General features: G+C 63.5%; 25 protein-coding genes and 2 pseudogenes. 15 read left to right on the top strand and 12 right to left on the bottom strand.

The genetic code is table 11. The features are described 5' to 3' along the window. Nucleotides 1-163 precede the first annotated feature (163 nt). The 4 genes and pseudogenes from HGO40_RS10830 (at nt 164) to cysG (ending at nt 4,551) form a co-directional block, all read left to right on the top strand. Complete coding sequence (locus HGO40_RS10830) at nt 164-1,489, top strand: replication-associated recombination protein A (RefSeq protein ID WP_186710181.1); 1,326 nt, start codon at nt 164-166, stop codon at nt 1,487-1,489. Beyond that, a complete protein-coding gene (gene crcB, locus HGO40_RS10825; RefSeq protein ID WP_018608522.1) occupies nt 1,486-1,860 on the top strand; it encodes a fluoride efflux transporter CrcB in 375 nt (124 codons plus the stop codon). The genes HGO40_RS10830 and crcB overlap by 4 nt, the downstream gene beginning before the upstream one ends. Before the next feature lie 15 nt (nt 1,861-1,875). Continuing rightward, nucleotides 1,876-3,156 (top strand): serine--tRNA ligase, encoded by a 1,281-nt coding sequence (gene serS / locus HGO40_RS10820; protein WP_250962983.1) that lies wholly within the window; start codon nt 1,876-1,878, stop codon nt 3,154-3,156. Then, a pseudogene (gene cysG / locus HGO40_RS10815) lies at nt 3,157-4,551 on the top strand (siroheme synthase CysG). It abuts the gene before it with no gap. A gap of 121 nt (nt 4,552-4,672) precedes the next feature. On the opposite strand, the gene HGO40_RS10810 reads toward cysG, so the two are convergent. From HGO40_RS10810 to HGO40_RS10780, 7 genes are all read right to left on the bottom strand, one after another. Next, the gene (locus HGO40_RS10810; RefSeq protein ID WP_250962982.1) at nt 4,673-5,695 is read right to left on the bottom strand and encodes a glutathione S-transferase family protein; all 1,023 of its coding nucleotides are present in this window, start codon (nt 5,693-5,695) and stop codon (nt 4,673-4,675) included. Between the two features lie 88 nt (nt 5,696-5,783). Further along, nucleotides 5,784-6,785 (bottom strand): glycosyl transferase family protein, encoded by a 1,002-nt coding sequence (locus tag HGO40_RS10805; protein WP_250962981.1) that lies wholly within the window; start codon nt 6,783-6,785, stop codon nt 5,784-5,786. Beyond that, nucleotides 6,782-7,117, bottom strand: coding sequence for a TusE/DsrC/DsvC family sulfur relay protein (locus HGO40_RS10800; protein ID WP_250962980.1), 336 nt, complete (start codon nt 7,115-7,117; stop codon nt 6,782-6,784). The genes HGO40_RS10805 and HGO40_RS10800 overlap by 4 nt, the downstream gene beginning before the upstream one ends. Continuing rightward, nucleotides 7,114-7,407 (bottom strand): sulfurtransferase complex subunit TusB, encoded by a 294-nt coding sequence (gene tusB, locus HGO40_RS10795; protein WP_250962979.1) that lies wholly within the window; start codon nt 7,405-7,407, stop codon nt 7,114-7,116. The genes HGO40_RS10800 and tusB overlap by 4 nt, the downstream gene beginning before the upstream one ends. Next, nucleotides 7,407-7,769, bottom strand: a complete 363-nt coding sequence (tusC, locus tag HGO40_RS10790) for a sulfurtransferase complex subunit TusC (protein ID WP_250962978.1) — start codon at nt 7,767-7,769, stop codon at nt 7,407-7,409. The genes tusB and tusC overlap by 1 nt, the downstream gene beginning before the upstream one ends. Next, entirely contained in the window at nt 7,769-8,161 is a 393-nt protein-coding gene (gene tusD / locus HGO40_RS10785; RefSeq protein ID WP_250962977.1) for a sulfurtransferase complex subunit TusD, read from the bottom strand. Before tusD ends, tusC begins: the two co-directional genes overlap by 1 nt. A gap of 231 nt (nt 8,162-8,392) precedes the next feature. Then, complete coding sequence (locus HGO40_RS10780; protein ID WP_250962976.1) at nt 8,393-8,728, bottom strand: DUF6388 family protein; 336 nt, start codon at nt 8,726-8,728, stop codon at nt 8,393-8,395. A 134-nt stretch (nt 8,729-8,862) separates the two neighbouring features. Here HGO40_RS10780 and HGO40_RS10775 point away from each other — a divergent pair, with 134 nt between their 5' ends. Further along, nucleotides 8,863-9,213 carry a hypothetical protein gene (locus HGO40_RS10775; protein ID WP_013693699.1) on the top strand — a complete coding sequence of 117 codons (351 nt, stop codon included), beginning with the start codon at nt 8,863-8,865 and terminating at the stop codon, nt 9,211-9,213. A 209-nt stretch (nt 9,214-9,422) separates the two neighbouring features. Here the strand turns inward: HGO40_RS10775 and HGO40_RS10770 are convergent, their stop codons facing one another. Further along, nucleotides 9,423-9,854, bottom strand: coding sequence for a GNAT family N-acetyltransferase (locus HGO40_RS10770; RefSeq protein WP_250962975.1), 432 nt, complete (start codon nt 9,852-9,854; stop codon nt 9,423-9,425). Between the two features lie 163 nt (nt 9,855-10,017). Between HGO40_RS10770 and ggt the strand changes: the two are divergent. From ggt to HGO40_RS10750, 4 genes and pseudogenes are all read left to right on the top strand, one after another. Beyond that, nucleotides 10,018-11,745 (top strand): annotated as a pseudogene (ggt, locus tag HGO40_RS10765) (gamma-glutamyltransferase). A 36-nt stretch (nt 11,746-11,781) separates the two neighbouring features. Next, entirely contained in the window at nt 11,782-12,315 is a 534-nt protein-coding gene (locus HGO40_RS10760) for a cysteine hydrolase family protein (RefSeq protein ID WP_250962974.1), read from the top strand. Between the two features lie 165 nt (nt 12,316-12,480). Continuing rightward, a complete protein-coding gene (locus HGO40_RS10755) occupies nt 12,481-13,707 on the top strand; it encodes a helix-turn-helix domain-containing protein (protein WP_250962973.1) in 1,227 nt (408 codons plus the stop codon). A gap of 34 nt (nt 13,708-13,741) precedes the next feature. Next, on the top strand, nt 13,742-14,374 hold the full coding sequence (locus HGO40_RS10750; RefSeq protein ID WP_250962972.1) for a Vgb family protein: 633 nt from the start codon (nt 13,742-13,744) through the stop codon (nt 14,372-14,374). 152 nt (nt 14,375-14,526) lie between these two features. Here HGO40_RS10750 and HGO40_RS10745 read toward each other — a convergent pair whose 3' ends face one another. Both HGO40_RS10745 and HGO40_RS10740 read right to left on the bottom strand, forming a co-directional pair. Then, the gene (locus tag HGO40_RS10745; protein ID WP_250962971.1) at nt 14,527-15,387 is read right to left on the bottom strand and encodes a CAP domain-containing protein; all 861 of its coding nucleotides are present in this window, start codon (nt 15,385-15,387) and stop codon (nt 14,527-14,529) included. 344 nt (nt 15,388-15,731) lie between these two features. Then, nucleotides 15,732-16,697, bottom strand: coding sequence for an EamA family transporter (locus HGO40_RS10740; protein ID WP_250962970.1), 966 nt, complete (start codon nt 16,695-16,697; stop codon nt 15,732-15,734). Nucleotides 16,698-17,018: 321 nt separating this feature from the next. Here HGO40_RS10740 and HGO40_RS10735 point away from each other — a divergent pair, with 321 nt between their 5' ends. Together HGO40_RS10735 and HGO40_RS10730 are read left to right on the top strand one after the other, a co-directional pair. Next, nucleotides 17,019-18,149: a sensor histidine kinase gene (locus HGO40_RS10735; RefSeq protein ID WP_250962969.1), complete on the top strand. Its 1,131-nt coding sequence runs from the start codon at nt 17,019-17,021 to the stop codon at nt 18,147-18,149. A 95-nt stretch (nt 18,150-18,244) separates the two neighbouring features. Then, entirely contained in the window at nt 18,245-19,336 is a 1,092-nt protein-coding gene (locus tag HGO40_RS10730; protein ID WP_250962968.1) for an SMP-30/gluconolactonase/LRE family protein, read from the top strand. 176 nt (nt 19,337-19,512) lie between these two features. On the opposite strand, the gene HGO40_RS10725 is transcribed toward HGO40_RS10730, so the two are convergent. Then, complete coding sequence (locus HGO40_RS10725) at nt 19,513-20,511, bottom strand: LacI family DNA-binding transcriptional regulator (protein ID WP_250962967.1); 999 nt, start codon at nt 20,509-20,511, stop codon at nt 19,513-19,515. Between the two features lie 166 nt (nt 20,512-20,677). Here HGO40_RS10725 and HGO40_RS10720 point away from each other — a divergent pair, with 166 nt between their 5' ends. The 3 genes from HGO40_RS10720 to HGO40_RS10710 all read left to right on the top strand — a co-directional run bounded on the left by HGO40_RS10720 (nt 20,678) and on the right by HGO40_RS10710 (nt 24,418). Continuing rightward, nucleotides 20,678-21,853 (top strand): Gfo/Idh/MocA family protein, encoded by a 1,176-nt coding sequence (locus HGO40_RS10720; RefSeq protein WP_250962966.1) that lies wholly within the window; start codon nt 20,678-20,680, stop codon nt 21,851-21,853. Beyond that, entirely contained in the window at nt 21,850-22,941 is a 1,092-nt protein-coding gene (locus HGO40_RS10715; protein ID WP_250962965.1) for a sugar phosphate isomerase/epimerase family protein, read from the top strand. The genes HGO40_RS10720 and HGO40_RS10715 overlap by 4 nt, the downstream gene beginning before the upstream one ends. Nucleotides 22,942-23,185: 244 nt before the next feature. Then, entirely contained in the window at nt 23,186-24,418 is a 1,233-nt protein-coding gene (locus tag HGO40_RS10710; protein WP_250962964.1) for a nucleoside permease, read from the top strand. A gap of 18 nt (nt 24,419-24,436) precedes the next feature. Here the strand turns inward: HGO40_RS10710 and HGO40_RS10705 are convergent, their stop codons facing one another. After that, nucleotides 24,437-25,093: a polysaccharide lyase family 7 protein gene (locus HGO40_RS10705; RefSeq protein ID WP_250962963.1), complete on the bottom strand. Its 657-nt coding sequence runs from the start codon at nt 25,091-25,093 to the stop codon at nt 24,437-24,439. A gap of 246 nt (nt 25,094-25,339) precedes the next feature. Between HGO40_RS10705 and HGO40_RS10700 the strand changes: the two genes are divergently transcribed. Then, the gene (locus HGO40_RS10700) at nt 25,340-25,675 is read left to right on the top strand and encodes a hypothetical protein (protein ID WP_250962962.1); all 336 of its coding nucleotides are present in this window, start codon (nt 25,340-25,342) and stop codon (nt 25,673-25,675) included. Nucleotides 25,676-25,833: the final 158 nt, after the last annotated feature.

Raw genomic sequence — 25,833 nt, 5'->3', positions numbered from 1 at the left:
CCCCCCCCCCCCTCCCCCTCTCTCTTGCCGGTCGACTTGAGTCGGCTCGCTTCGATCATAATAACTCTAATTTTCTCCAAACCCCCTCCTCTCGGCCCCCCCCCCCCCCCCGCTCCCACAAGGAATCTCGGCAACAGGACCCAGCGGAGGTTTTGTAGTAATCATGGACCTGTTTCGAAGCGCCCCGATTGCCCAGCCATTGGCCGCCCGCCTGCGCGCGACCAACCTGGATGAGTACGTCGGCCAGGAACATGTGCTCGCCCGCGGCAAGCCTCTGCGCGAGGCCCTGGAGCAGGGCGCCCTGCACTCGATGATCTTCTGGGGCCCGCCGGGCGTGGGCAAGACCACCTTGGCGCGGCTGCTGGCGGAAGTCTCGGACGCGCACTTCGAAACGGTGTCGGCGGTGCTGGCCGGGGTCAAGGAAATCCGCCAGGCGGTGGAAGTCGCCAAGCAGCAGGCCGGGCAGTACGGCAAGCGCACGATCCTGTTCGTCGACGAAGTGCACCGATTCAACAAGTCCCAGCAGGACGCGTTCCTGCCCTACGTCGAAGACGGCACGCTGATTTTCATTGGTGCCACCACCGAAAACCCTTCGTTCGAACTCAACAACGCCTTGCTGTCGCGGGCGCGGGTCTATGTGCTCAAGAGCCTCGACGAAACGGCGATGCGCAAGCTGGTGCATCGGGCGCTGACCGAGGAGCGCGGCCTGGGCAAGCGGCATTTGAGCCTCAGCGATGAAGGCTTCCAGATCCTGTTTTCGGCCGCCGATGGCGACGGTCGACGCTTGCTCAATCTGTTGGAAAACGCCTCGGACCTGGCCGAAGACGACAGCGAGATTGGCGTCGAGCTGTTGCAAAGCCTGCTGGGCGATACCCGCCGGCGTTTCGACAAAGGCGGCGAGGCGTTCTACGACCAGATTTCGGCGCTGCACAAATCGGTACGCGGCTCCAATCCTGACGGTGCCCTGTACTGGTTTGCGCGCATGATCGACGGCGGTTGCGATCCGCTGTACCTGGCCCGTCGCGTGGTGCGCATGGCCAGCGAAGACATCGGCAATGCCGACCCGCGGGCCCTGAGCCTGTGCCTGGCGGCCTGGGACGTGCAAGAGCGCCTCGGCAGCCCGGAAGGCGAACTCGCCGTGGCCCAGGCCATCACCTACCTGGCCTGCGCGCCGAAGAGCAACGCCGTGTACATGGGCTTCAAGGCCGCGATGCGCAGCGCTACCGAGCACGGCTCCCTCGAAGTGCCGCTGCACCTGCGCAACGCGCCAACCAAGCTCATGAAGCAGTTGGGCTATGGCGATGAATACCGTTACGCCCATGACGAGCCGGACGCCTATGCGGCTGGCGAAGACTATTTTCCCGATGAACTCGACCCCCAGCGCTTCTACCAGCCGGTGCCCCGGGGCCTTGAACTGAAGATCGGCGAGAAACTCAACCACCTGGCGCAACTGGATCGCCTGAGCCCACGGCAGCGGAGAAAACCTTGATCCCCTTGATACTGGCCGTTTCCGCTGGCGGCGTTGCCGGCACCTTGTTGCGTTTCGCCACGGGCAACTGGATCAACGCAAATTGGCCTCGGCACTTCTATACCGCGACGCTGGCCGTTAATATCGTGGGCTGTCTGCTGATCGGCGTTCTATACGGTCTGTTTTTGATTCGCCCGGAAGTGCCCATCGAGGTGCGGGCCGGGCTGATGGTTGGCTTTCTCGGCGGCCTGACGACTTTTTCATCCTTTTCACTGGATACGGTGCGCCTGCTGGAAAGCGGGCAGGTGCCGCTGGCCCTGGGCTATGCGGCCATCAGCGTATTCGGCGGGCTGCTTGCCACCTGGGCCGGCCTGTCCTTGACCAAACTTTGATAACGAGAGACCGACATGCTCGATTCCACACTGTTACGTAGCAACCTCCAGGACGTAGCGGACCGCCTGGCTTCCCGTGGCTTTGCCCTGGACGTCGCGCGCATCGAAGCGCTGGAAGAACAGCGCAAGACCGTCCAGACCCGCACCGAAGCCCTGCAGGCCGAACGTAACGCGCGCTCCAAGTCCATCGGCCAGGCCAAGCAGCGTGGCGAAGACATCGCGCCGCTGATGGCCGATGTCGAGCGCATGGCGGGCGAATTGAGCGCGGGCAAGGTCGAGCTGGACGCGATCCAGACCGAGCTGGATTCGATCCTGCTGGGCATCCCGAACCTGCCTCACGAATCGGTGCCGGTCGGTGAAGACGAAGACGGCAACGTCGAAGTGCGCCGTTGGGGCACGCCGACCACCTTCGATTTCCCGGTGCAGGACCATGTGGCGTTGGGCGAGAAGTTCGGCTGGCTCGATTTCGAAACCGCCGCCAAGCTGTCGGGCGCGCGTTTCGCCTTGCTGCGCGGGCCGATCGCCCGTCTTCATCGGGCCCTGGCACAGTTCATGATCAACCTGCACGTGACCGAGCACGGCTACGAGGAAGCCTATACGCCGTACCTGGTCCAGGCCCCGGCGCTGCAAGGCACCGGCCAGTTGCCGAAGTTCGAGGAAGACCTGTTCAAGATCAGCCGCGACGGCGAGGCCGACCTGTACCTGATCCCGACCGCCGAAGTCTCGTTGACCAACATCGTCGCTGGCGAGATCGTCGACGCCAAGCAACTGCCGATCAAGTTCGTGGCCCATACGCCGTGCTTCCGCAGCGAAGCCGGGGCGTCGGGCCGCGACACCCGTGGCATGATCCGCCAGCACCAGTTCGACAAGGTCGAGATGGTCCAGGTCGTCGAACCTTCGAAGTCCATGGAAGCCTTGGAAAGCCTGACCGCCAACGCCGAAAAAGTCCTGCAACTGCTGGAACTGCCGTATCGCACCCTGGCGCTGTGCACCGGCGACATGGGCTTCAGCGCGGTGAAGACCTACGACCTGGAAGTCTGGATCCCGAGCCAGGACAAGTACCGCGAGATTTCGTCGTGCTCCAACTGTGGTGACTTCCAGGCCCGCCGCATGCAGGCGCGCTTCCGCAACCCGGAAACCGGCAAGCCGGAACTGGTCCACACCCTCAACGGCTCCGGCCTGGCGGTGGGGCGTACCCTGGTGGCCGTGCTGGAAAACTACCAGCAGGCCGACGGTTCGATTCGGGTGCCCGAGGTGTTGAAACCCTACATGGGCGGCATCGAGGTCATCGGCTAAATGGACTATCTGCCACTGTTCCACAACCTGCGCGGCAGCCGCGTGCTGGTGGTCGGCGGCGGGGAAATTGCCTAGCGCAAGTCCCGCCTGCTGGCCGATGCCGGCGCGTTGCTGCGGGTGGTCGCACCCGCCATCGCACCGCAGTTGCGGGAACTGGTCAGTGGCAGCGGCGGCGAGTGTCTCCAGCGCGGTTACCTGGAGACGGATCTGGACGGTGGCGTGCTGATCATTGCCGCCACCGACGACGAACCGCTCAATGCCCAGGTTTCGGCCGACGCTCATAAGCGTTGCGTGCCGGTCAACGTGGTGGACGCGCCGGCCCTGTGCAGCGTGATCTTTCCGGCCATCGTCGACCGCTCCCCATTAGTGATAGCGGTGTCCAGTGGCGGCGATGCGCCGGTGCTGGCGCGGCTGATCCGGGCCAAGCTGGAAACCTGGATTCCTTCGACTTACGGGCAATTGGCGGGGTTGGCGGCGCGTTTCCGCAATCAGGTCAAAGGTTTGTTCCCCGATGTCCAGCAGCGCCGGGCGTTCTGGGAAGAAGTGTTCCAAGGCCCCATCGCCGACCGCCAATTGGCCGGGCAGGGCGGCGAGGCCGAGCGCTTGCTGCGGGAAAAGATCGACGGCCAGGCGCCGAACGCGCCGGGCGAAGTCTATCTGGTGGGGGCCGGCCCGGGTGATCCGGACCTGCTGACCTTCCGCGCCTTGCGCCTGATGCAGCAGGCGGACGTGGTGTTGTACGACCGCCTGGTGGCCCCGGCGATCCTGGAACTGTGCCGGCGTGACGCCGAGCGCATCTACGTCGGCAAGCGCCGCGCCGACCACGCCGTGCCCCAGGACCAGATCAACCAGCAATTGGTCGACCTGGCCCGCCAGGGCAAGCGTGTGGTGCGGTTGAAGGGCGGCGATCCGTTCATTTTCGGCCGTGGTGGGGAAGAGATCGAGGAACTGGCGGCCCATGGCATCCCGTTCCAGGTCGTCCCGGGCATCACTGCCGCCAGTGGTTGCGCGGCCTACGCGGGGATCCCGCTGACCCATCGCGACTACGCCCAGTCGGTGCGTTTCATCACCGGCCATCTCAAGGACGGCACCAGCGATCTGCCGTGGGCCGACCTGGTGTCCCCGGCGCAGACGCTGGTGTTCTACATGGGTTTGGTTGGCCTGCCGATGATCTGCAACGAGCTGATCAAGCACGGCCGTGCGGCGGACACGCCGGCGGCGTTGATCCAGCAGGGTACGACGTCCAACCAACGGGTTTTTACCGGTACCTTGGCGGATTTGCCACGGCTGGTGGCCGAGCATGAGGTGCATGCGCCGACGTTGGTGATTGTTGGGGAAGTGGTGCAATTGCGCGAGAAGTTGGCCTGGTTCGAAGGGGCTCAGGGGCAGGTCTGAAGACCGCGTTGTCCCCATCGCGAGCAGGCTCGCTCCCACAATGGGACGGTGTACAGCCACAGATTTATGGTTGCACGACGATCAAATGTGGGAGCGAGCCTGCTCGCGAAGAGGCCTTCAGCTACAACGAATTCTTCAGATCAATCCCGGCGCCACGCCAAATCCCTTTCCCACTCAACCGCTCCCGATCATGGGCGACGGTAAAGTCCTGCTTCGGCCCCTTGGGCACGATCCCATTGGGATTGATAGTCTTGTGGCTGCCGTAGTAATGGCCCTGGATATGGGTGAAATCCACGGTTTCGGCAATCCCCGGCCATTGATACAGCTCCCGCAGCCAGTTCGACAGGTTCGGGTAATCGGCGATGCGCCGCAGGTTGCATTTGAAGTGGCCGAAGTACACCGCGTCGAAGCGGATCATCGTGGTGAAGAGCCGGATGTCGGCCTCGGTCAGGTACTCGCCCGCCAGGTAACGACGGTTTGCCAGCAACGTTTCCAGCCAATCCAGCTCGGCAAATAATCGGTCGAAGGCTTCTTCGTACGCCGCTTGGGTCGTGGCGAATCCGGCCCGGTAGACGCCGTTGTTCACCGCCGGGTAGATGCGCTCGTTCAACGCATCGATCTCGCCGCGCAGGTGTTCGGGATACAGGTCCAGGTCGTTGCCGGTCAAGCCGTCGAAGGCACTGTTGAACATGCGGATGATTTCCGCCGATTCGTTGCTGACGATGCGTTGTTGCTGTTTGTCCCAAAGGGCCGGCACGGTGACGCGGCCGGTGTAGTCCGGCGTGTCGGCGGTGTAGCGCTGATGAAGGAATTGCAGATCGTCGAGTTTGTCACCCGTGGAGCCGTGGGCCTGGTCGAAGGTCCAGCCGTTCTCCAGCATCAGGTAGCTGACCACCGAGACATCGATCAGGTTTTCCAGGCCCTTGAGCTTGCGAAAGATCAGCGTGCGGTGGGCCCAGGGGCAGGCCAGGGAGACATACAAATGGTAGCGCCCGGCCTCGGCGGCGAAGCCGCTCACGCCGGAAGGGCCGGCGCTGCCGTCGGCGGGCACCCAATTGCGGCGTTGCGCCTGCTCGCGCTGGAAACTGCCGTCCTTGCTTTCATACCACTGGTCCTGCCAGCGGCCCTCGACCAACAAACCCATCTGAATGTCCTCGCTCAATAATCATTGGAGACGAGTCTATTCCGATAGGTTCGAACAAAAAGCGCAAAGGTTGGGCGTTGATGATCGATTAAATCGATCTGTCCCGGGCATCCCAATATCGCCGGGCCTTGTCGAACGCTTCGTCGCGTGTGTCGCCCAGGCCGCGTAGCGCCAACGCCATGGTGGCGATCAGCGCCAGTTGCGGGTAGCTGTCCTCGACGTCACCGCGCCAGATTGCCTTCAAGTGCTCAGGGTCGAGGCGTTCGGGTTTGACGTGGCGCTGCTCGGCCAGTCGCGGCCATTCTTCGTCCCAACTGGCGCCGCCGGTGGTGCCGTACAGGTGGCTGTCGGCGTCGGGGTTGATCTCGATCTCGCCGCCGTCGCCCTTGATCACGATGGCGGTATCACCGAGCAAGCCGCTGGCATCGCGATGCACGGCCTGGTAGCCCGGGTGGAAGATACTTTGCAAGCCGCAACGAGCCACCAGCGGATTGAGGATCCGCGCCAGGGAATGGATCGGCGAGCGCAGGCCCAGGGTGTTGCGCAGGTCGATCATGCGCTGCATTTGCGGCGCCCAGTCCACCAGCGGCATGAAGGCCAGGCCGCCGTTGTCCAGCGCGCTGCCGACCTGTTGCCAGTCCCGGCACAGCGGGATCCGCAGCAAGCCCAGCAATTGTTCGGTGTAGAGCCGCCCGGCGGTGTGAGCGCCGCCGCCGTGCATGAAAATCCGCACGCCGTTCTGCCCCAGGCATTTGGCCGCCAGCAGGTACCACGGCAAATGGCGCTTCTTGCCGGCGTAGGTCGGCCAGTCGAGGTCCACCGTCAACGCCGGAACCACCAGGCGCTCACGCAGGGCTTCGGTGAAGCCGGCCATTTCCTCGGCGCTTTCTTCCTTGTGCCGCAGCAGCATCAGGAAGGCGCCCAGTTGGGTGTCCTCGACTTTTTCATCGAGGACCAGGCCCATGGCTTCGCGGGCTTCTTCGCGGGTCAGGTTGCGGGCGCCGCGCTTGCCTTTGCCAAGAATGCGCACGAACTGGGCGAATGGGTGTTCGGCCGGGGTTTCAAGGGTCAGCGCTGGGAAGTCGGTCATAAGCAATTCGTCGGTTTGGGCAGGCCCGCCAGCTTGGCGGCGAGTTTGGCGGGAGTGCCTTTGAACAATCGGTTCAGGTGCAGGCTGTTACCTTTGTCCGCCCCCAGTTTCAGCGCCGTGTATTTGATCAGCGGCCGGGTCGCGGGGGAGAGTTGGAATTCGTTGTAGAAGCCGCGCAGCAGTTCGAGGATTTCCCAGTGTTCGGGGCTCAAGTCGATGTCTTCGGCGGTGGCCAGGGCGGTGGCGACTTCGGCCGACCAGTCGTCCAGGTCGGCCAGGTAGCCGTCCTTGTCCAATGCGATGGCGCGACCGCCCACGTTCAGCGTGTTCATAGCCAGGTGTTGACCTTGTCGTGCTCGATCGACAGCTCGACGAAACCTGAGTAGTTGATGGCTTCGGCCCAGTCTGGCGTGTCCAGGGCGCGGGCCTGTAAGTCTTCGGCGAGCACGAACAGGCTCACGCCCGCAGCCTGCAGCACGTCAAACGGTGGGCTGCCCGGTTGCAACGCGTACGTCGCGTCGCCACACAACAGCAGCGCATCCTGATTGCCCAGTACCCGCAGGCAACTGGCGAGGCGGTTGTCGCCGAAGGGCGAATGAGACAACACATGCAAAGTCGACATCAGAGGGTGATCACCTGGTCGTAGCGGTCGATGAGCGCGGCGATGTCCGCTGCACCCAGTACTTTCACCTCGCCCAGCGCCAGGGCATCGTTAGCAACGCCGCGTTCGGCGGCGCTGTCGGCGCAGAGAAACAGGTCGTCGACACCGAACATCGGCAGGGCCTGCAGGTTGGCGCTCAGGTCCTTTTGCTGGACGGCCTTGGCGTTTTGGCCGGCGCTGAGCTGGAACACACCGTCATCGAGAAACAGCAGGCCGATGGGCAGGTCGAACGCCCCGCCGGCGAGGACGATGTCCAGCGCTTCGCGGGCACCAGGGCCGGACCACGGGGCTTGGCGGCTGATCAGCAGTAAAGACTTGGCCATCACGCGCCTCCAAAACAGATCAAGCGGTCGGCGTCCTGGATTGCGTCGTGCAACTGGCCCAGCCCGGACAAGGCCCAGGGCGCTTCGACACTGGCCGCCGAGCGCTGGTAGCGCTGGGCCTCTTCCTCGTTCAACACACCACGGCGCAACGCCGCGGCGATGCAGACCCCGCCGTCGAGCCGGTTGTCGCTGACAAAGGCGCGCCACTGCTGGGGCAGGTCCTGCTCGTCCTGGGGCGTGACGACACTGGCACAGGCGTTGTAGACGCCGTCCTGATAGAAAAACAGCCGCACGATCTCATGCCCACCCGCCAGCGCCGCCTGGGCAAACAGCAAGGCACGGCGCGAGGAGGGCGCATGGGCGGCGGAAAACAGCGCGATGGCGAACTTCATGACAAATCCGATCAGCAAAACTGCGGCCATGATAAAGCTTTATGGGCGGTGGGGCGATTGCCAGGGAAGGGTGAGATTTTTTGGGAGTTACGCCTGTGGCGAGGGAGCTTGCTCCCGCTGGGCTGCGCAGCAGCCCCTGGATCTGGCAACGCAGTGTGTCAGGTTGAATGAGTTGCTTTTTTTAGGCCTGCTGCGCAGGCCAGCGGGAGCAAGCTCCCTCGCCACAAGGGTTCAGTGCTTGGCCTTTAGGCCATTGAGCTCGCAATACTCGGCCCATTCCATCCCTGCCATTTCCGCCACTTCCTTATGCACCTCCAGGCGCTGGGCCTGGTAGTCCTCGGGCGAGGCGGCGGTCAGTTGCAGGGTCAGTTCCCAGGCAAACAGCCCCAGGCGCTCGGCCTCGGCTTCGAACGCTTCATGCAAGCGCTCGGCGCGGTACTGCGTGGCGGTCTCGCCCTTGGCTTGGGCCAGCAGCGGGTTGAGGTGGTCCAGTTCGTGGCGCAGGTCGGGGCGCTCATCGAGAAACCGTTCCAAGGCCCGTGCGTGTTGCTGTTCGGTTGTCGCCATGGTTACTCCTTGGGGGACAGGGCGCGACAGAGTGCGTGAATCGGTGTTCGCTGTCGCGGGTAAATTTCAGTAAAGCAGCACGATGGCTGGGGCCGCAGTGCTACAGTCCGTTTTTTTCTCGATGAGTGAACGCAATGCGAATGTTGACCGTGGCCCTGGCCGCCACCTTGCTGGCCGGCTGCGCGGGGTCGGCGATGAATGAAGCCCGGACCCAGGCCCCTTACAAGACCCTGACTTCGGACAAACCCGAGCAGGTCGTGGCCCAGTGCGTGCAGTTTTCCTGGCAGGACGAGGCAGTATTCGGTGTCGATGCAGGCGCTTACCTGCAACCGGGCAAGAAGGGCGGCTCGACGGTCTATACCCGCTCTGCCGAATCGTTTGTCGATTTGCACGCCGGGGCGACGGGCACCGAGTTGAGTTATTACGCCAAGCATGACGACTTCGTGGCCAAGCGCCGGTTGGCGGCGTTGGCGACTTGTCTTTAAGCCGATAGACCGAGGTGCCTGCCATCGCGAGCAGGCTCGCTCCCACACGAGGTCATCCGCCGCAGGACCCCTGTGGGAGCGAGCTTGCTCGCGATGGCGGTGGTTCAGGCAACAGGAATATTGACTGTTAGATCGCTATCGCGAGCAAGCTCGCTCCCACACTGGTCGGGGGTGGCCGAACGATTGCCTTCCACCACAGGTATTGGGATTCAGTCAGAGGCAGTCAGGCGCTTCTGGAAGAAGAAGTGCTGGTGGCCCGGCGGGTAGGCGTCGATCTGGCCGATTTCCGTGAAGCCGTGTTTGCGGTAGAACGCCGGCGCCTGGAAGTCGAAGGTGTCCAGCCAGATCCCCACGCAGTTCTTCTCCCGGGCCAATTCTTCGGCCAGCTGCATCAGGGTCGAGCCGGTGCCCTGGCCCCGGGCCTGTTCCGGCACGACCAGCAATTCGATGTACAGCCAGCTAAAAAACACTCGGCCGTACAGCCCACCGACAATCTCCCCCTGTTCATCCCGCACCAGCCAAGCCACCAGTTCCGGCACCGTCCCGCCGGTCTTGGCCGTGTTATAGGCGCGCAGCGGCGCGAGGATGGCCTGGCGTTCTTCGTCGGTGGGTGTGTCCGTGCGTTCGATTCGTAGCGTCATCGGCGATGTCCCTATGCAGTCAAGATGAACCGCAGGAGCCTATCCCAAAGGTTGCGTTGGCGTCACGGTCGACTTGGAAACAGGCGCATTACGCAAACCGAGCCATACTAGCTAGCTGCTTGATGCGTTCCCCCGACTTTCTAAAACAAGAAGAGGCCGACTCATGAAGTTCGAATCCTTAGCCCGGACCCTTATCGCTACGTCGTTGACCCTCGGTTGTTTATCGACGTACGCCGCCTCCCAGGCGCCAGTGGCCGCCGAAAACGGCATGGTGGTCACCGCCCAGCACCTGGCGACCCATGTCGGGGTCGACGTGCTCAAGAACGGCGGCAATGCCGTGGATGCGGCGGTGGCGGTGGGCTATGCCCTGGCGGTGGTGTATCCGGCGGCGGGCAACCTGGGCGGGGGCGGTTTCATGACCCTGCAACTGGCCGATGGCCGCAAGACGTTCCTGGATTTCCGCGAATAAGCCCCCCTGGCCGCCACAGCGAACATGTACTTGGACAAGGACGGCAACGTCGTGCCCGCACTCAGCACCCGCGGCCACCTGGCAGTGGGTGTGCCCGGCACCGTGTCCGGCATGGAACTGGCGTTGAGCAAGTACGGCAGCAAGCCCCGGGCGGAACTGATCGCCCCGGCCATCAAGTTCGCCGAGGAAGGCTTCACCCTGGAGCAGGGCGATGTCGATCTGCTGGAAACCGCCACCGAGGTGTTCAAGAAAGACATGCGTGACTCCGGTGCGATCTTCCTGCACAACGGCGAGCCCATGCAGGTCGGCCAGAAGCTGGTGCAAAAGGACCTCGCCAAGACCTTGCGGGAAATCTCCGCCAAAGGTGCCGATGGTTTCTACAAGGGCTGGGTCGCCGATGCCCTGGTCACTTCCAGCCAGGCCAACAAAGGCATCATCACCCAGGCCGACCTGGACAAATACAAGACCCGCGAGCTGGCCCCGGTGGAATGCGACTATCGCGGCTACCACATCATCTCGGCGCCGCCGCCCAGTTCCGGCGGGGTGGTGCTGTGCCAGATCATGAACATACTCGACGGCTATCCGATGAAGGAGCTGGGGTTCCATTCGGCCCAGGGCATGCACTACCAGATCGAAGCCATGCGCCACGCCTACGTTGACCGCAACAGTTACCTGGGTGACCCGGACTTTGTGAAGAACCCCATCGCCCATCTGCTGGACAAAAACTACGCCGCCAAGCTGCGGGCCGCGATCGAGCCGCAAAAGGCCGGCGACTCGCAGAAGATCAAGCCCGGCGTAGCGCCCCATGACGGCAGCAACACCACCCATTACTCCATCGTCGACAAGTGGGGCAACGCCGTTTCGGTCACCTACACCTTGAACGACTGGTTCGGTGCCGGGGTCATGGCCAGCAAGACCGGGGTGATCCTCAACGATGAGATGGACGACTTCACGGCGAAGGTCGGCGTGCCCAACATGTATGGCCTGGTGCAGGGCGAGGCCAACGCCATCGCGCCGGGCAAGGCGCCGTTGTCATCCATGAGCCCGACCATCGTCACCAAGGACGGCAAGACGGTCATGGTGGTGGGCACCCCGGGCGGCAGCCGCATCATCACCGCGACGTTGCTGACCATCCTCAACGTGATCGACTACGGCATGAACCTCCAGGAGGCGGTCGACGCGCCGCGTTTCCATCAACAGTGGATGCCGGAGGAAACCACCCTGGAGCCCTTCGCGGCCAGCCCGGATACCCAGCAGTTGCTGGAAAGCTGGGGGCACAAGTTCGCGGGCCCGCAGGCCCCCAACCACATTGCCGCGATCCTGGTGGGCGCGCCGTCATTGGGCGGCAAGCCCGTGGGCAAGAACCGCTTCTATGGCGCCAACGATCCCCGTCGCAACACTGGGCTGTCGTTGGGTTATTGAGGGAGCGCGGCTCCGATACCGTCAGAAGAGGGAAATATGAACACCGCATTGCTGATCATCGATGTCCAGGAGGCGCTGTGCAGCGGCGAAGAAGAGTGCTTCGACCGCCAGCGCATCCTCCAGACCATCAACGACCTCAGTGCCAGGACCCGGGCTGTCGGCCGGACAGTGATCCTGATCCAGCATGAAGAACTGGAGGGCGCGCTGGCCTATGGCGCTGCCGGCTGGCAACTGACCGCCGACCTGTTGACCGCGGCGGATGACCTGCGGGTGCGCAAGACCACCCCCGACGCCTTCTACCAGACCGACCTGCAACCGCTGTTGCAGGCCCGGGGCATCGACCGCCTGGTGATCTGCGGGTTGCAAACCGATTGTTGCATCAATGCCACCGTGCGCCAGGCCCATGCCCTGGGGTACGACGTGGTCCTGGCGGCCGACGCCCACTCCACCGTGGACAATGGCAGCATGGCGGCCGAGCAGATCATCGCCAACCACAACAACCGACTGGGGCGGCTGAGCAGCGCGGTGTCGCGGATCGATGTGGTGGCGGCGGCTGACATTCGCCTCTGACCCGAAGCCAATGAAAGGTCACCTCAACCCTGTGGCGAGGGGATTTATCCCCGCTGGGCTGCGAAGCGGCCCCATGGCCCATCCGACACACTGCAGTGATAGATACAATGGGGCCGCTTCGCGACCCAGCGGGGATAAATCCCCTCGCCACAGGGGAAGCGGGTGATGACAACTGATCCTCTGATCACCACAGCAGCGCGCGCACTGGCAGCGGGAGACCCCGTGGCCGCGCTCAATCGCATCGCCTTGCGCAACGATGCCCCGGCCCTCGCGCTTCGCGGCATCGCCATGGCGCAGTTGGGCGATCTGGCCAAGGCCCGGGCCCTGATGCGTCGGGCCGGCGCGGCCTTCGGGCCCCAGGAAGCCGTGGCACGGGCGCGTTGTGTGATCGCCGAAGGTGAAATCGCCCTGGCGTCCCGTGACCTGGCATGGCCAATGAAACGCCTCGACGCCGCGCGGGCTGTGCTCGAAACCCACGGCGACCGAGCGAACGTCGCCCATGCCCACACGATCAAAATCCGCCGCCTGCTGTTGATCGGTCGACTCGACGAGGCCGAGCTCAAACTGGTCGATCTGGATCTTGCCTGGCTGCCCTTGGCATCACGGGCGGCTTGCGAGTTGGTGGCCGCAGGGATCGCCATGCGGCGTCTGCAAACGCAAACCGCCCGCGCCGCCCTCGAACGAGCCGGGCACGCCGCTCAGCAAGCGGGAATCGGTGCGCTGAGCGCCGAAATCGAAAGCGCCTGGCAACTGCTGAGTACGCCCGCCGCGCGCCTGATCGCCCGGGGCGAAGAGCGCCTGCTCGTACTGGAAGAGGTGCAAGCCCTGTTGGCCGGGTCGGCGCTGGTGGTGGACGCGTGCCGCTATGGAATCAGTGGCGCTGGCATTCAGGTCGACCTGGCTCGGCGCCCGGTGTTGTTCGCCCTGGCGCGGGCGTTGGCGCACGCATGGCCCGGCGACGTGTCGAGGGAAGCACTCATGACCCAGGGCTTTGGCTTGAAGCTGACGGATGAGTCCCATCGCGCCCGGCTGCGGGTCGAGATGGGGCGGTTGCGGGCGATGCTTCGCCCGTTGGCGGAGGTGAAGGCCACCCCGCGCGGTTTTACCCTGGTGCCGCGGCAGGCTGAGGAGGTCGTGGTGCTCGCGCGCCCCGTCGAGGAACCCTACGGGGCAGTGCTGGCGCTATTGGCCGATGGCGAAGCCTGGTCCACGTCGGCGTTGGCGCTGGCCCTGGACATCAGCCAGCGCAGCGTGCAGCGGGCCCTGGAAACACTGGCCGCCGCCGGCAAGGCGCAGTCGTTCGGGCGCGCCAGGGCCCGGCGTTGGATGGCGCCGTCGATGCCTGGATTCGCGACGGTATTGTTACTCACGACACTGCCATCCGATGGCTAGGATGCACTCAACCCCCACCGATGAGGCGAGTGAGATGAAACGTTCAGAAGCACAGATCCTGCGTGAATACGGCCCGTTCCCGGGCGTCGACTGCGTGCACGGCGTCAGCCATGATGGCGAGCGCGTCTGGTTCGCTTCAGGCGAGAAGCTGCACGCCCTCGACCCCGCCAGCGGCCAGACCGTGCATGCCCTCGATGTCCCGGCGAACGCGGGTACGGCGTTCGACGGTGAGCATTTGTTCCAGATCGCCGGTGACAGCATCCGCAAGATCGACCCGCGCACCGGCCAGGTCCTGGCCACGATTCCGGCCCCCAACAGCGGTGATGATTCCGGCCTGGCGTGGGCCGAAGGCTCGCTCTGGGTCGGTCAGTACAAGGCGCGCAAGATCCTGCAGATCGACCCCGCCGACGGCCGGGTCCTGCGCACCATTGAATCCAACCGCTTCGTCACGGGCGTGACCTGGGTCGATGGCGAACTGTGGCATGGCACCTGGGAAAACGACGAGAGCGACTTGCGGCGGATCGATCCGCAAACGGCGCAAGTGCTGGAAAGCGTGACGATGCCGCCAGGGATCGGTGTGTCGGGGTTGGAGTCTGACGGCGCGGATAGGTTTTTCTGTGGTGGCGGAGGCAGTGGCAAGGTGCGGGCGGTGCGTCGGCCTGTGTGAGCGCTGGCCGATTCGCCGTAGCCCTTGTGGCGAGGGAGCTTGCTCCCGCTCGACCGCGAAGCGGTCGCCAATGCCTTGGGCCTGCTTCGCAGTCCAGCGGGAGCAAGCTCCCTCGCCACCACAGCGGATGGTTCAGCGCTGGGAGTAATGTTTCACGGCGCGCCAAGCACCATCGTCCAATACACCCCCGCATCGCTGCGTGAATCGCGGGCGGAGGCTGCGCCCATTTGGGTGAACATCGGGTTCATCAGGTTGGCGCAATGTCCGGGGCTGGCGAGCCAATCGTGCAGGGCCTGGCTTGGTGAGCGTTGGCCGGCGGCGATGTTCTCACCTAATTTACGTCCGCGAAAACCGGCGCTCTTGGCCCGATCGGAGGTGGAGCGTCCGTCCGGGTCGCGATGGGCGAAATAATTCTCCCGGGCCATCGACCGGCTGTGGCCCTGGGCCGCCGTGCCCAAGGCGGCGTTCCAGCTCAGCGGCCGAGTCGCCGCGAAGCGCTGGCGCCCGCACATCCGGGGCTTGGCCCTGGCGGCATTGACCTGGGCCAGCAGCGTCTTGTCCGACGCCCCCGCATCGCTCATCCGCGTGCCGCCCATGGGCTGCGCCAGCACGACGCGCCATTCATCCCCGACCCGATTGACGCCGACATCGGCGTACTGGTTGTCCAGCAGCGCTGCGCAATGTTCATCGGCCAGCATTTCAAAGGCTTCTTCGGCGTCCCGCGCGTCGGTCAGGTGAATGCTGCGCACGGCCTGGGCTTGATAGCCGGCGCCTTTCAAGGTATCCCGCAGACCGCCGCGAAAACCGATCGGCAAGCCCAGGCTCGAACGCAGCACCAGCGGCTGCGCCGCCCGCACCGTGCGCCATTCACAACGGCGGGACTGGCTACGGAAGTCGTTGATGGCTTCCACCAGCTGCCTTTCGCCGCGGGCCTGGGCGGGGCTGGTGAGTAAGGGAACCAGGGCAAGCAGGCACAGCGAAACGAAACGGCAAGAGCGAACAGGGTGGCGCATGGGGCGAACGGCTCAAGAAGGGGGAGTTGCGTTAGCGCCAGGCTCGGCGCCGATCAGTTGGAAAATTCGTCGCTGCAGGTCGGCGAGGTTTTCACGGCTGGGGTAGGACTGTGGGTTCGGGAACAAGTTTCCGCAGGGCGAAGACTTAATTTTCAGGTCCGTGTGGGTCTGTCTGGACCCATGGCGGGGCATACGCTGTAGCGCTGACTGAACACCTTTGTGGCGAGGGAGCTCGCTCCCGCTGGCCTGCGAAGCAGGCCCAAGGCATTGGCGACCGCTTCGCGCTGGAACGCCAGCCCGGCCGAGCGGGAGCAAGCTCCCTCGCCACAATCGGTTCGGTCAATTCAATTTGTCGGTTCAGCCACCGGCGCCTTGGCCCGCTCAACCTTGCGATAGGTCAGCAACACGATGCCTGTCACCACAATCGCGCCGCCCAGGATCTGGCCCGGGTTGAGCATCTGGTCCAGCACCAGCCAACCGATCAGCAGCGTCGCCAGCGGTTCGATGTTCATCACCGGGGCGTTGCGCGGCATGTCCAGCCGGGGTACGGAAATGAACAGCACGATGAAGCCGGTGCCATAGAGCACCACCAAGGTCGCCAGGGCGAACCAGCCGGTGCTGCTGGCCGGCTGGTCGAAGCCGCCGGGCAGGGCACCGGTCAGGCCGGCGAGGTTGACGCTGCTGAACACGATGAAAATCGTCAGCAGGCTGCGGACTGAGCCGCGCACCTGGGACAACTTGTGATGAGTGATCCACAGCGCACAGGCGAACATACACGCGGCGCAGAAGGCCAGGCCCACCCCGAGCAGCCATTGCGGACCAACGTCCTGCCCGGACGACAACCGCGCCGGCACTTCCAGCACGAACACCAGCCCCACCAGGATCAAGCCCATCCACGCGGCGGTGCGCGCCGTCGGGCGGGGGCCACCCAACGCCCAGGTCAGCAAGGCCAGCAGGATCGGAAACACGTTGCCCACCAACAAGGCCAACGCCACCGGCACCCGCGCCACAGCGGAGTACAGGCACAGGCTCTGGGCGCCGATCAACAGCCCCAGGGTCAATTGCCAACGCCACGCACCGGGCGACAAGCGCAGACTCTGCCGTTGCCAGAGCACCATCGCCGCCAGCACCAGCAGCGTCCCGCCCGAACGCAAAAGGATCGCCAGCAACCCCCCGGCACCGTCATCGAACGCGGCCCGGGCGGCGACGTGGTTGCCGGCGAAGGCGCAGCCCATGCACAGCAGGACCAGTACGGCGAGGTGGCGGGGTAACGGGGTGGGGATAGCAGGTGTGGCGGTGGAGCGGGTCATGGCTGATGTCTCGAAGGCGACCGCCAAGGCAAAAGGCCCCGGATCGGTTATTTTAAGTTATAAGTTGTCGTACAACTCTAAGGTTTTTATCTCATGGGGTGCAAGGGACAAGATCTGCGGGCCTGTGCGCTCGGTTGCATGGGGGCGGTCGCGATAGCGGTGGTTCAGTCAATGAAGGTGTTGGATGTGCTGGCCTCTTCGCGAGCAAGCCCGCTCCCATAACGGCTTGGTGAACAGCATTACGCACATTGCCCAGCGCTTTGCTGTACAACCATCAGGCCGCTGTGTCGTCTACAGCATTGCCTTCTTGCGGGAAAACTCATGCGCCTGGCCGATTTCATCCTCGACAACATCGAGCCGATTCTTCAGGCGTGGGAAGACTTCGCCAAAACCATCACCCCCGCGTCCATTGGCATGGATTCCGCGGCCCTGCGCGACCATGCCGAGCAGATGCTGCGCACCATCGCCGCTGACCTGCGCACTTCGCAAACGCGCAAGGAGGCGATTGCCAAGTCCCACGGGGAAGCGCCGGCGACCGAGGCCGAAACCGCCGCCGAAACCCATGCGGTCATCCGCCAGTCTTCGGGTTTTACCGTGGAGCAAATGGTTTCCGAATACCGGGCCCTGCGCACCAGCGTGCTCATGCTCTGGATGCCGCACATGCAACTGAATCACAAGCAGGTCATGGACGATCTGATTCGATTCAACGAGGCCGTGGACCAGGCCTTGGCCGAGTCCGTGGTCAGTTATTCGGCAGCGGTGGATGCGTCGCGCCACATCTTCCTGGGGATTCTTGGGCATGACCTGCGCAGCCCCTTGGGCGCGATCCTGCTGAGTTCCGAAGTGCTGCTACGGGCCGGGGACCTGCCCGCCAACGCCACCAAGATCACGTCGCGCATCTACACCAGCGTCAAGCGGGCCAACAAGATCGTCGGCGATCTGCTGGATTTCACCCGTACCCAACTCGGCTCGGGCATTCCGGTGCAGCGTTTCAACGGTGATCTGGTGGCCGCTTGCGAAGGCATGGTGGAGGAGGCGCGGGCCTATCATCCGGAAAGCGAAATCCTCTTTGAAACGACCGGTGCCCTGGAGGGGCTGTTCGATCCGGCCCGTATGGAGCAGGTGTTCGCCAACCTGATCGGCAACGCTGTCCAGCATGGCACCGAAGGCACGCCGATTACCGTTTCGTTGAGCGTTGAACGGGATATGGCAGTGATCGCGATCAACAACCAGGGCAAGCCTATCGAGAAAGAGGCCATCGCCAGCATCTTCAATCCGATGGTCCGAAATCTGCGCAGCGGTGAAGCGCAATATGGTTCCACGGCCGGGCTCGGGCTGGGCCTGCACATCGCCTCGGCAATCGTATCGGCCCATCAGGGCACCATCGAGGTGCATTCGAAGGCACGAGTCGGCACGACCTTCACCGTGCGCATACCGCTGCACCCGGACTGAGAGTTGTCCAGGTGAGCCGCTTCATATACTTGTACGATGTCTTATCACGGAGTAAAACTGTCGTCCCGTCCAATAATAATTAACGGAGACGCACGATGGATGCTTCGCAATCTGCAACCGCCGCCGCTCAAGGCCGCCGGGTCTTCCTGAAAAAATCCCTGGTGGTCTCGGCCGCCGCCGCCACCCTGGGCAACCTGCCGGGGCTCGCCCAGGCCGCGCCCGTGAGCCAGCGTTACCCGGACCCGCTGATCAACATCCTTGATCCCAGCTTCATGGACTTGCGCATCTTCAACGCCAGCGTGGAGAAGCTCGCCAGCGGCCTGCGTTGGGCGGAAGGGCCGGTGTGGGTCGGTGACGGGCGTTACTTGCTGGTCAGTGACATCCCCAACAACCGCATCGTGCGCTGGGATGAAGTCACCGGTGGCCTGTCGGTGTACCGGGAAAACTCCAATTTCTCCAACGGCATGTGCCGAGATCGCCAGGGGCGACTGCTGGTGTGCGAAGGCTCCACCACCGCCAGCGAAGGCCGGCGTATCACTCGCACCGAACACAACGGCACCCTCACCGTGCTGGCGGACAGTTTCGAGGGCAAGCCTTTCAACTCGCCCAACGACATCGTCTGCAAGCGGGACGGTTCGGTCTGGTTCACCGACCCACCGTTCCAGACCGGCAACAACTACGAAGGGCACAAAGTCACCCCGGTCCAACCCCACGCGGTGTACCGCATCGACGGCGAAACCAGCAAGGTCAGTCGGGTGATCGACGACCTGGCGGGGCCGAACGGGTTGTGTTTCTCCCCGGACGAGAAAACCCTCTATGTGGTCGAGGGCCGCGCCAAGCCCAACCGCTTGGTCTGGGCCATCGCGGTCAAGGCCGACGGCACCCTGGGCGAGCGGCGCAAGCACATCGAAGGCCTGGATTACGCAGCGATCGACGGCATCAAGTGCGATGAAAGCGGCAACCTCTGGTGCGGTTGGGGCGGCAATGGCGACCCCAAGGCCGACCTGGAAAAACTTGACGGCGTGCGGGTGTTCAACCCCGAAGGCAAGGCCATCGGGCACATCTCCCTGCCGGAGCGATGCCCTAACGTCTGCTTCGGCGGCCGGGAAGGCAATCGGTTGTTCATGGCCGGCAGCCATTCGTTGTATTCGCTGTTCGTGAATACCCGAGGGGCGACGTTTGCCTGAGTGAACAACTCACGCTCGATGGATGAATGGATTTTGTGGCGAGGGAGCTTGCTCCCGCTGGGCTGCGCAGCAGCCCCTCAACCAGACAGCGCGGTGTGTCTGGTTGATTCAATCAGTTTCATTCGGGGCCGCTTCGCGCCCCAGCGGGAGCAAGCTCCCTCGCCACAGGTTCCCGGTCACGCCACGGGCGCCGAACTGCCACGCACCGTCAACTCAAACGGCAACACCACATGCCGTTCGGCAATCGGCTTCTTCTCGATCAAGGCAATCAGCATCTGCACCGCCTTTTGACCAAACGCTTCGGCAGGCTGGGAAATGGTGGTCAGGGGCGGGTCGCAGTAGGCGGCGAATGGGATGTCGTCAAAGCCCACCAGGGAAATATCCTCGGGCACTCGCAGGCCCATGTGCTTGATGCGCCTGAGCGCGCCGATGGCCATTTCGTCGTTTTCACAGAACAGCGCGCTGGGGCGGTCGGCCAACGCCAGCATCGCGCCGGCACCGTCGTCACCGGCCTTCAAGGTGAAGTCGCCATGGCAAATCAGGCTGGGGTCGACGGCGATGCCGGCCTGGCCCAGGGCATCTTGATATCCGGCCACGCGGTCCAGGGTCAGCGGGCTGCTGCGCGGGCCCTTGATGATGCCGATGCGCCGGTGGCCGAGGCCGATCAGATGCTCGGTCATGGCCTGGGCGGCGGCGCGGTTGTCGAGGCTGATGGTCGGGTAGGGTGCACCCTTGACCACTTCACAGGCGTTGACCAGCGGCAGGCTTTCAGCGCCTGTGGGCATCGATTCGTAAGGATCGCTGGCGCGCAACTGGATCACCCCGTCCGCCTGGTGGGCATAGACCAGGGCGGCGAACTCCCGCTCGACCTCCACCCGGCCCTGGGTGTCGCATAGCAGCAATCGGTAACCCGCCGCCTGCGCGGCCTGCTGCGCGCCACTGATGACCCGGGCGAAAAACGTGTTGGCGATAGCCGGCACCAGGATCACCAGGTTGCCGGTGCGACGGGAGCGAAACTGCACCGCCATCAGGTTGGGCCGGTAGCCGGCCTGTTCCACGGCCGCGTTGACCTTGTCCCGGGTCTCGGGAAGCACCCGCTCGGGGGATTTCAGCGTTCTGGACACCGTGGCCACTGAAACACCCGCCAGCCTGGCCACTTCACGAATGTTGGACAAAATCACCTCGGGGAACAGGGGTACGGTGGGGGAGCTTACCGCAGGTTGGGCGCCTGACAAATGTTCAGGTGTGAACCCGTTGGGTTTGACACGGAGGGAAACTGAGCCTAGATTTCCGCCATGATGTAACCGGTTACATCATCATCCTGACAGGAAGAGAATCGCGATGAATCCTGTAGCACCGAAAATAAGAATGGGCGTCGTCGGCGGTGGAGAGGGCGCGTTCATCGGCCAGGCCCATCGTCAGGCGGCGGGCCTGGATGGCGGTTTCGAGCTGGTGTGCGGCGCGTTTAGCCGCGACCCTCACAACACCCGGCAAACCGGCGCGGCCCTGGGCCTGACGGCGTCGCGTTGCTACCACGACTGGCAGCAGATGCTCGACACCGAAGCGCTGCTGCCGCTTGCCCAGCGCATGGAACTGCTGGTGCTCGTCACGCCCAATCACCTTCACGCACCCATTGCCAGCCAGGCCTTGAAAGCCGGTTTTCATGTGTGCAGCGAGAAGCCCGCCGCCCTGGACCTCAAGGAGTTGCTCGCCCTCAAGCAAGTGCTGCAAGGCAGCCGTTGCCTCTACGGCCTGGCCCACACCTACCTGGGCTACCCCATGGTGTGGCAGGCCCGGGACATGGTGCGTTCGGGTGTGATCGGCGCGGTGCGCAAAGTGCTGGTCGAATACCCCCAAGGCTGGCTCAGCCAGGATGTCGCCGCCCAGGGCAACAAACAGGCTGAGTGGCGTGACGACCCCTCGCAGTCCGGCCTGGGCGGGTGCATCGGTGACATCGGCACCCATGCGTTTTCCCTGGCCGAGTTCGTCGCCGACCAACCCATCGAGCAGCTGTGCGCGGCGTTGGGCACGCATGTCCCGGGCCGGCAGTTGGACGACGACGCGGCGATGCTGTTCAAGATGGCGGGCGGTGCCAGCGGTGTGTTGATCGCCAGCCAAATCTGCACCGGCGAAGAGAACCCGCTGAAGATTCGCGTCTACGGCGACAAGGGCGCCTTGGAGTGGCGCCAGGAAGAACCGGCGAGCCTGATCCATCGCGCCTTCGACCAACCCTTGCGCATCCTGCGCAGCGGTGTCGGCCAGCCGTGGCTGTGCGAGGCGGCTCAACGTCGCATGCGTCTGCCGGCCGGGCATCCCGAGGGTTACCTGGAAGCCATGGCCAACCTCTACGGCGATTTCGCCCAGGCCATTCGCAGCCATGCCGAAGGCCCTGACGCCCCAGGCGTACCCGGCATCGAGACCGGTTTGCGGGGCATGGCGTTCATCGAGGCCGCGATCCTCAACCACCGCGGCGAGGCGAAATGGACCGCCGTGCAAACTGGAGCATCCTTGTTGTGAATACCCCCGACCCAACACCGAGCGGCCTGCGCGGCCCAGGCATTTTCCTGGCCCAGTTCATGTCCGCCGAGGCCCCGTTCGACACCCTGGCCAACATTGCCCAGTGGGCCGCTGCGCAAGGCTACAAAGCCATTCAAGTGCCGACCTCGGGCACGCAATACATCGACCTGGCCCGGGCCGCCGAGAGCCAGGACTATTGCGATGAACTCAAGGCCACCTGTGCCCAGGCCGGTGTGGCGATCAGCGAGTTATCGACGCACCTGCAAGGCCAATTGGTGGCGGTGCACCCGGCGTTCGACGCGCTGTTCGATGACTTCGCCCCGGCCCATGTGCGTGGCCAGCCCCAAGCGCGGACCGAGTGGGCAATCGAGCAACTCAAGCTGGCCGCCCGCGCCAGCCAGCGTCTCGGCCTGAAGGCCCATGCGACGTTTTCCGGTGCGCTGTTGTGGCCCTATGTCTATCCGTGGCCGCAACGCCCGGCGGGGTTGGTGGAGCAGGGCTTTGCCGAACTGGCCCGGCGCTGGTTGCCGAGTCTCGATTGCTTCGCCGCGGCGGGGGTGGGCCTGTGCTACGAAATCCACCCCGGCGAAGACCTCCACGACGGGGCCTCGTTCGAGCGCTTCCTGGAGGCGGTGGATCATCACCCACGGGCGGCGATTCTCTACGACCCCAGCCATCTGCTGCTGCAACAGATGGACTACCTGGGTTTCATCGATCGCTACCACGAACGCATCCGCATGTTTCACGTCAAGGACGCCGAATTTCGCCCCGATGCCCGTTCCGGCGTGTACGGCGGCTACCAGGGCTGGGTCGATCGCCCCGGGCGGTTCCGTTCATTGGGTGACGGCCAGATCGATTTCAAATCGATCTTCAGCAAGCTGACCCAATACGACTTCAGTGGTTGGGCGGTCCTGGAATGGGAATGTTGCCTGAAGGATTCGCAACAGGGTGCCGCTGAAGGGGCGGCGTTCATCAAGCGACACATGATCAGCAAGACCGGCAAGGCGTTCGACGATTTCGCCAGCGTCACGGCGGATGAGGACTCCAATCGGCGGTTGTTGGGTTTACCCCCAATACCAAAAGCGTAACTCCTGGGGCGAGGGAGCTTGCTCCCGCTGGGCTGGGCAGCAGCCCCAAATAGGCTGGCGCGGTTTTCCAGAAACACCGCGCCAGCGGATTTTACGACTGCTGCGCAGCCGAGCGGGAGCAAGCTCCCTCGCCACAAAAGCAGGCCACAAAAAGCAGGTTACAAAAAGCAGGTTACAAAAGCAGGCCACAAGCGCTGTGCAAGCTTTTCATTTTCACAAGAAAAACAATAAAACGGTGACTGTCATGACCACGATGAATGCACGCCTGAGCGTGATGATGTTCCTGCAATTCTTTATCTGGGGCGGCTGGTTCGTCACCCTCGGCACCTTTCTCTCCAGCACCCTGGGCGCCAGCGGTGGGCAGATCGGCATGGCCTTCTCCACGCAATCGTGGGGGGCGATCATTGCGCCATTCGTCATCGGCCTGATCGCCGACCGCTTCTTCAACGCCGAACGGATCCTGGCGGTGCTGCACCTGCTCGGCGCGGTGTTGCTGTATCAGCTGTATTCGGCGGCGGATTTCAGCGTGTTCTACCCGTATGTGCTGGTGTACATGGTGGTCTACATGCCAACGCTGGCCCTGGTCAATTCCGTGGCGTTCCGGCAGATGCGCGACCCGGCGCTGGAGTTCTCTCGCATCCGGGTGTGGGGCACCATTGGCTGGATCGTCGCCGGCGTGGTGATCAGCTTCGTGTTCGCCTGGGATTCGCGCGACGCGATCGCGGCTGGCGGCTTGCGCAATACGTTCCTGATGGCCGCCATCGCGTCCCTGGTCCTCGGGCTCTACAGCTTCACGCTGCCGGCCACGGCACCGCTCAAGGAACAGGCCAGCGCTGGCGGCGTCAAGCAACTGCTGGGGCTGGATGCGTTGGGGCTGTTGAAGGATCGCAGTTACCTGGTGTTTTTCATCGCCTCGATCCTGATCTGCATTCCCTTGGCGTTCTATTACCAGAATGCCAACCCGTTCCTGGCCGAAACCGGCATGACCAACCCCACGGCGAAAATGGCCATCGGGCAGGTCTCGGAGGTGCTGTTCATGTTGTTGTTGCCGCTGTTCATCCAGCGCTTCGGCATCAAGCTGGCGCTGCTGGTGGGCATGCTGGCATGGGCGTTGCGCTATGTATTGTTTGCCTACGGCAATAACGGCGACCTGGCGTTCATGCTGTTCACCGGCATTGCCCTGCACGGCATCTGCTACGACTTCTTTTTTGTCTCGGGGCAGATCTACACCGACGCCAAGGCACCGGAGCGCTTCCGCAGCTCGGCCCAGGGCCTGATTACCTTGGCGACTTATGGTGTGGGGATGCTGATCGGTTTCTGGGTGGCGGGGCAGGTGACCGATCACTTTGTCGTGGCCGGTGGGCATGACTGGCAGAGCATCTGGCTGTTCCCGGCCGGTTTCGCGCTGCTGGTGTTGGTCGGCTTTGTGTTTACCTTCCGTGGCCAGCAGGCAATCGCTGCGCCATCAAAGGCCTGAAACGGGGCTGGGCGCCAGTCATTTGTGACTGGCGCTCAGTTTGGTGTAGGTCACTTTCCCGCCTTCATTGGAATAGCCCTTGTTATCCAAGGTGTAGACGCCGGCCTTGAAATAGAAGTTGTAGCCTTGCCAGGACTTGTCCAACTTCACCTGTTTACCGCTCTTGCCGATCAGCACCGAGAGCTGGCCTTGCTTGTCCATTTGCAACGTATACGAGAAGGATTTGTTCAACGGCACCTTGGGCACGGTGAAGATCACCGGGCTTTTCTTGTCCTTGGGCTTGAACCGATATTCCACGTCGATATTGCCGATGCCCTTTTCGTAGCGGTACACCAGTTTCAACAAGGGCGTCGGCGCATCCTTGGCGTGAATCTGCGCCACCACCACACGGCCTTCGGAAGGCACCTGGTTCACCGACAGCTCGCCCTTGAGGGTGTTGATGCCGCTGTTGTAGCGCCAGTTGAGGTGTTTCCCGTCCCGGCTGGTTTCCCGCAGTTCGGAACGCGGGTATTGGCTGTTACCGGTATGGGAGCCGGTCACGGGCGCCCAGAAGATGATCCTCTGGCCGTTATTGTCGAAATACTTGTTCTTCAAGGTCGGCATGGCTTTGGTCGCCACGACCTGCGCCGGCGTTTGCACCGGCAGGGTTACGCTCCAGACAGTCACGTCAATCATATGAAATCCTCCAACGGGAGCGGCCGTTATCTGGCGGCCGTCAAGACAAAGAACGGCCTTCCGTGGCGTAGTTTTCATGTTATCGACGAGGGTCTGTTTCGCTGGAGGCGCACCTGACGGATGGCTCTGCGATGAGCGTTTCGGGCACTGAATTGGGCGGATTATGGTGTGTCAATTTATTACTGATCGGTTAGAGTACGCGCCGCCCGAGAGACGGATCCCGGGCGTCTTCCCATGGAGCGTCAAATGAATCACATCAGTAAAGTTGTCGCGTGCGCAGTGTTCGGCCTGGCCCTGGCGGGTTGCACCGGCACCCCGATGAAAACCCAGCAATACGACAGCACCCAATACACCGTTGTCGGCCACAGTGAAGCCAAGGCCACCGGCCTGCTGCTGTTCGGTCTGATCCCGATCCAGCAGAACAACCGTTTCGTGCGCGCCCAGAACGCCGCGATCAAGGCCAAGGGCGGCGACGCCATGATCAACACCCAAGTCCAGGAAAACTGGTTCTGGGCCTGGGTCCTGACCGGCTACACCACCTCGGTGTCCGGTGATGTGGTCAAGCTGAAAAGCGTTCAGTAACACCCAAGCGTTAAAGGTAAGCGTGCTTACCCGTGGCGAGGGAGCTTGCTCCCGCTGGGGCGCGCAGCGGCCCCGTTTTTTGCGGTCGCTGCGCCACCTGTCTGTTATTATACCCATCTGACGCTGCCGACGAACAGGATCATCTGACGCTGCCGACG

The organism is Pseudomonas sp. CG7, from assembly GCF_023701885.1.
GTDB lineage: Bacteria > Pseudomonadota > Gammaproteobacteria > Pseudomonadales > Pseudomonadaceae > Aquipseudomonas > Aquipseudomonas zanjanensis.
Note: the sequence above shows the minus strand (reverse complement) of the source record. Positions and strands in the feature narration are given on the sequence as shown.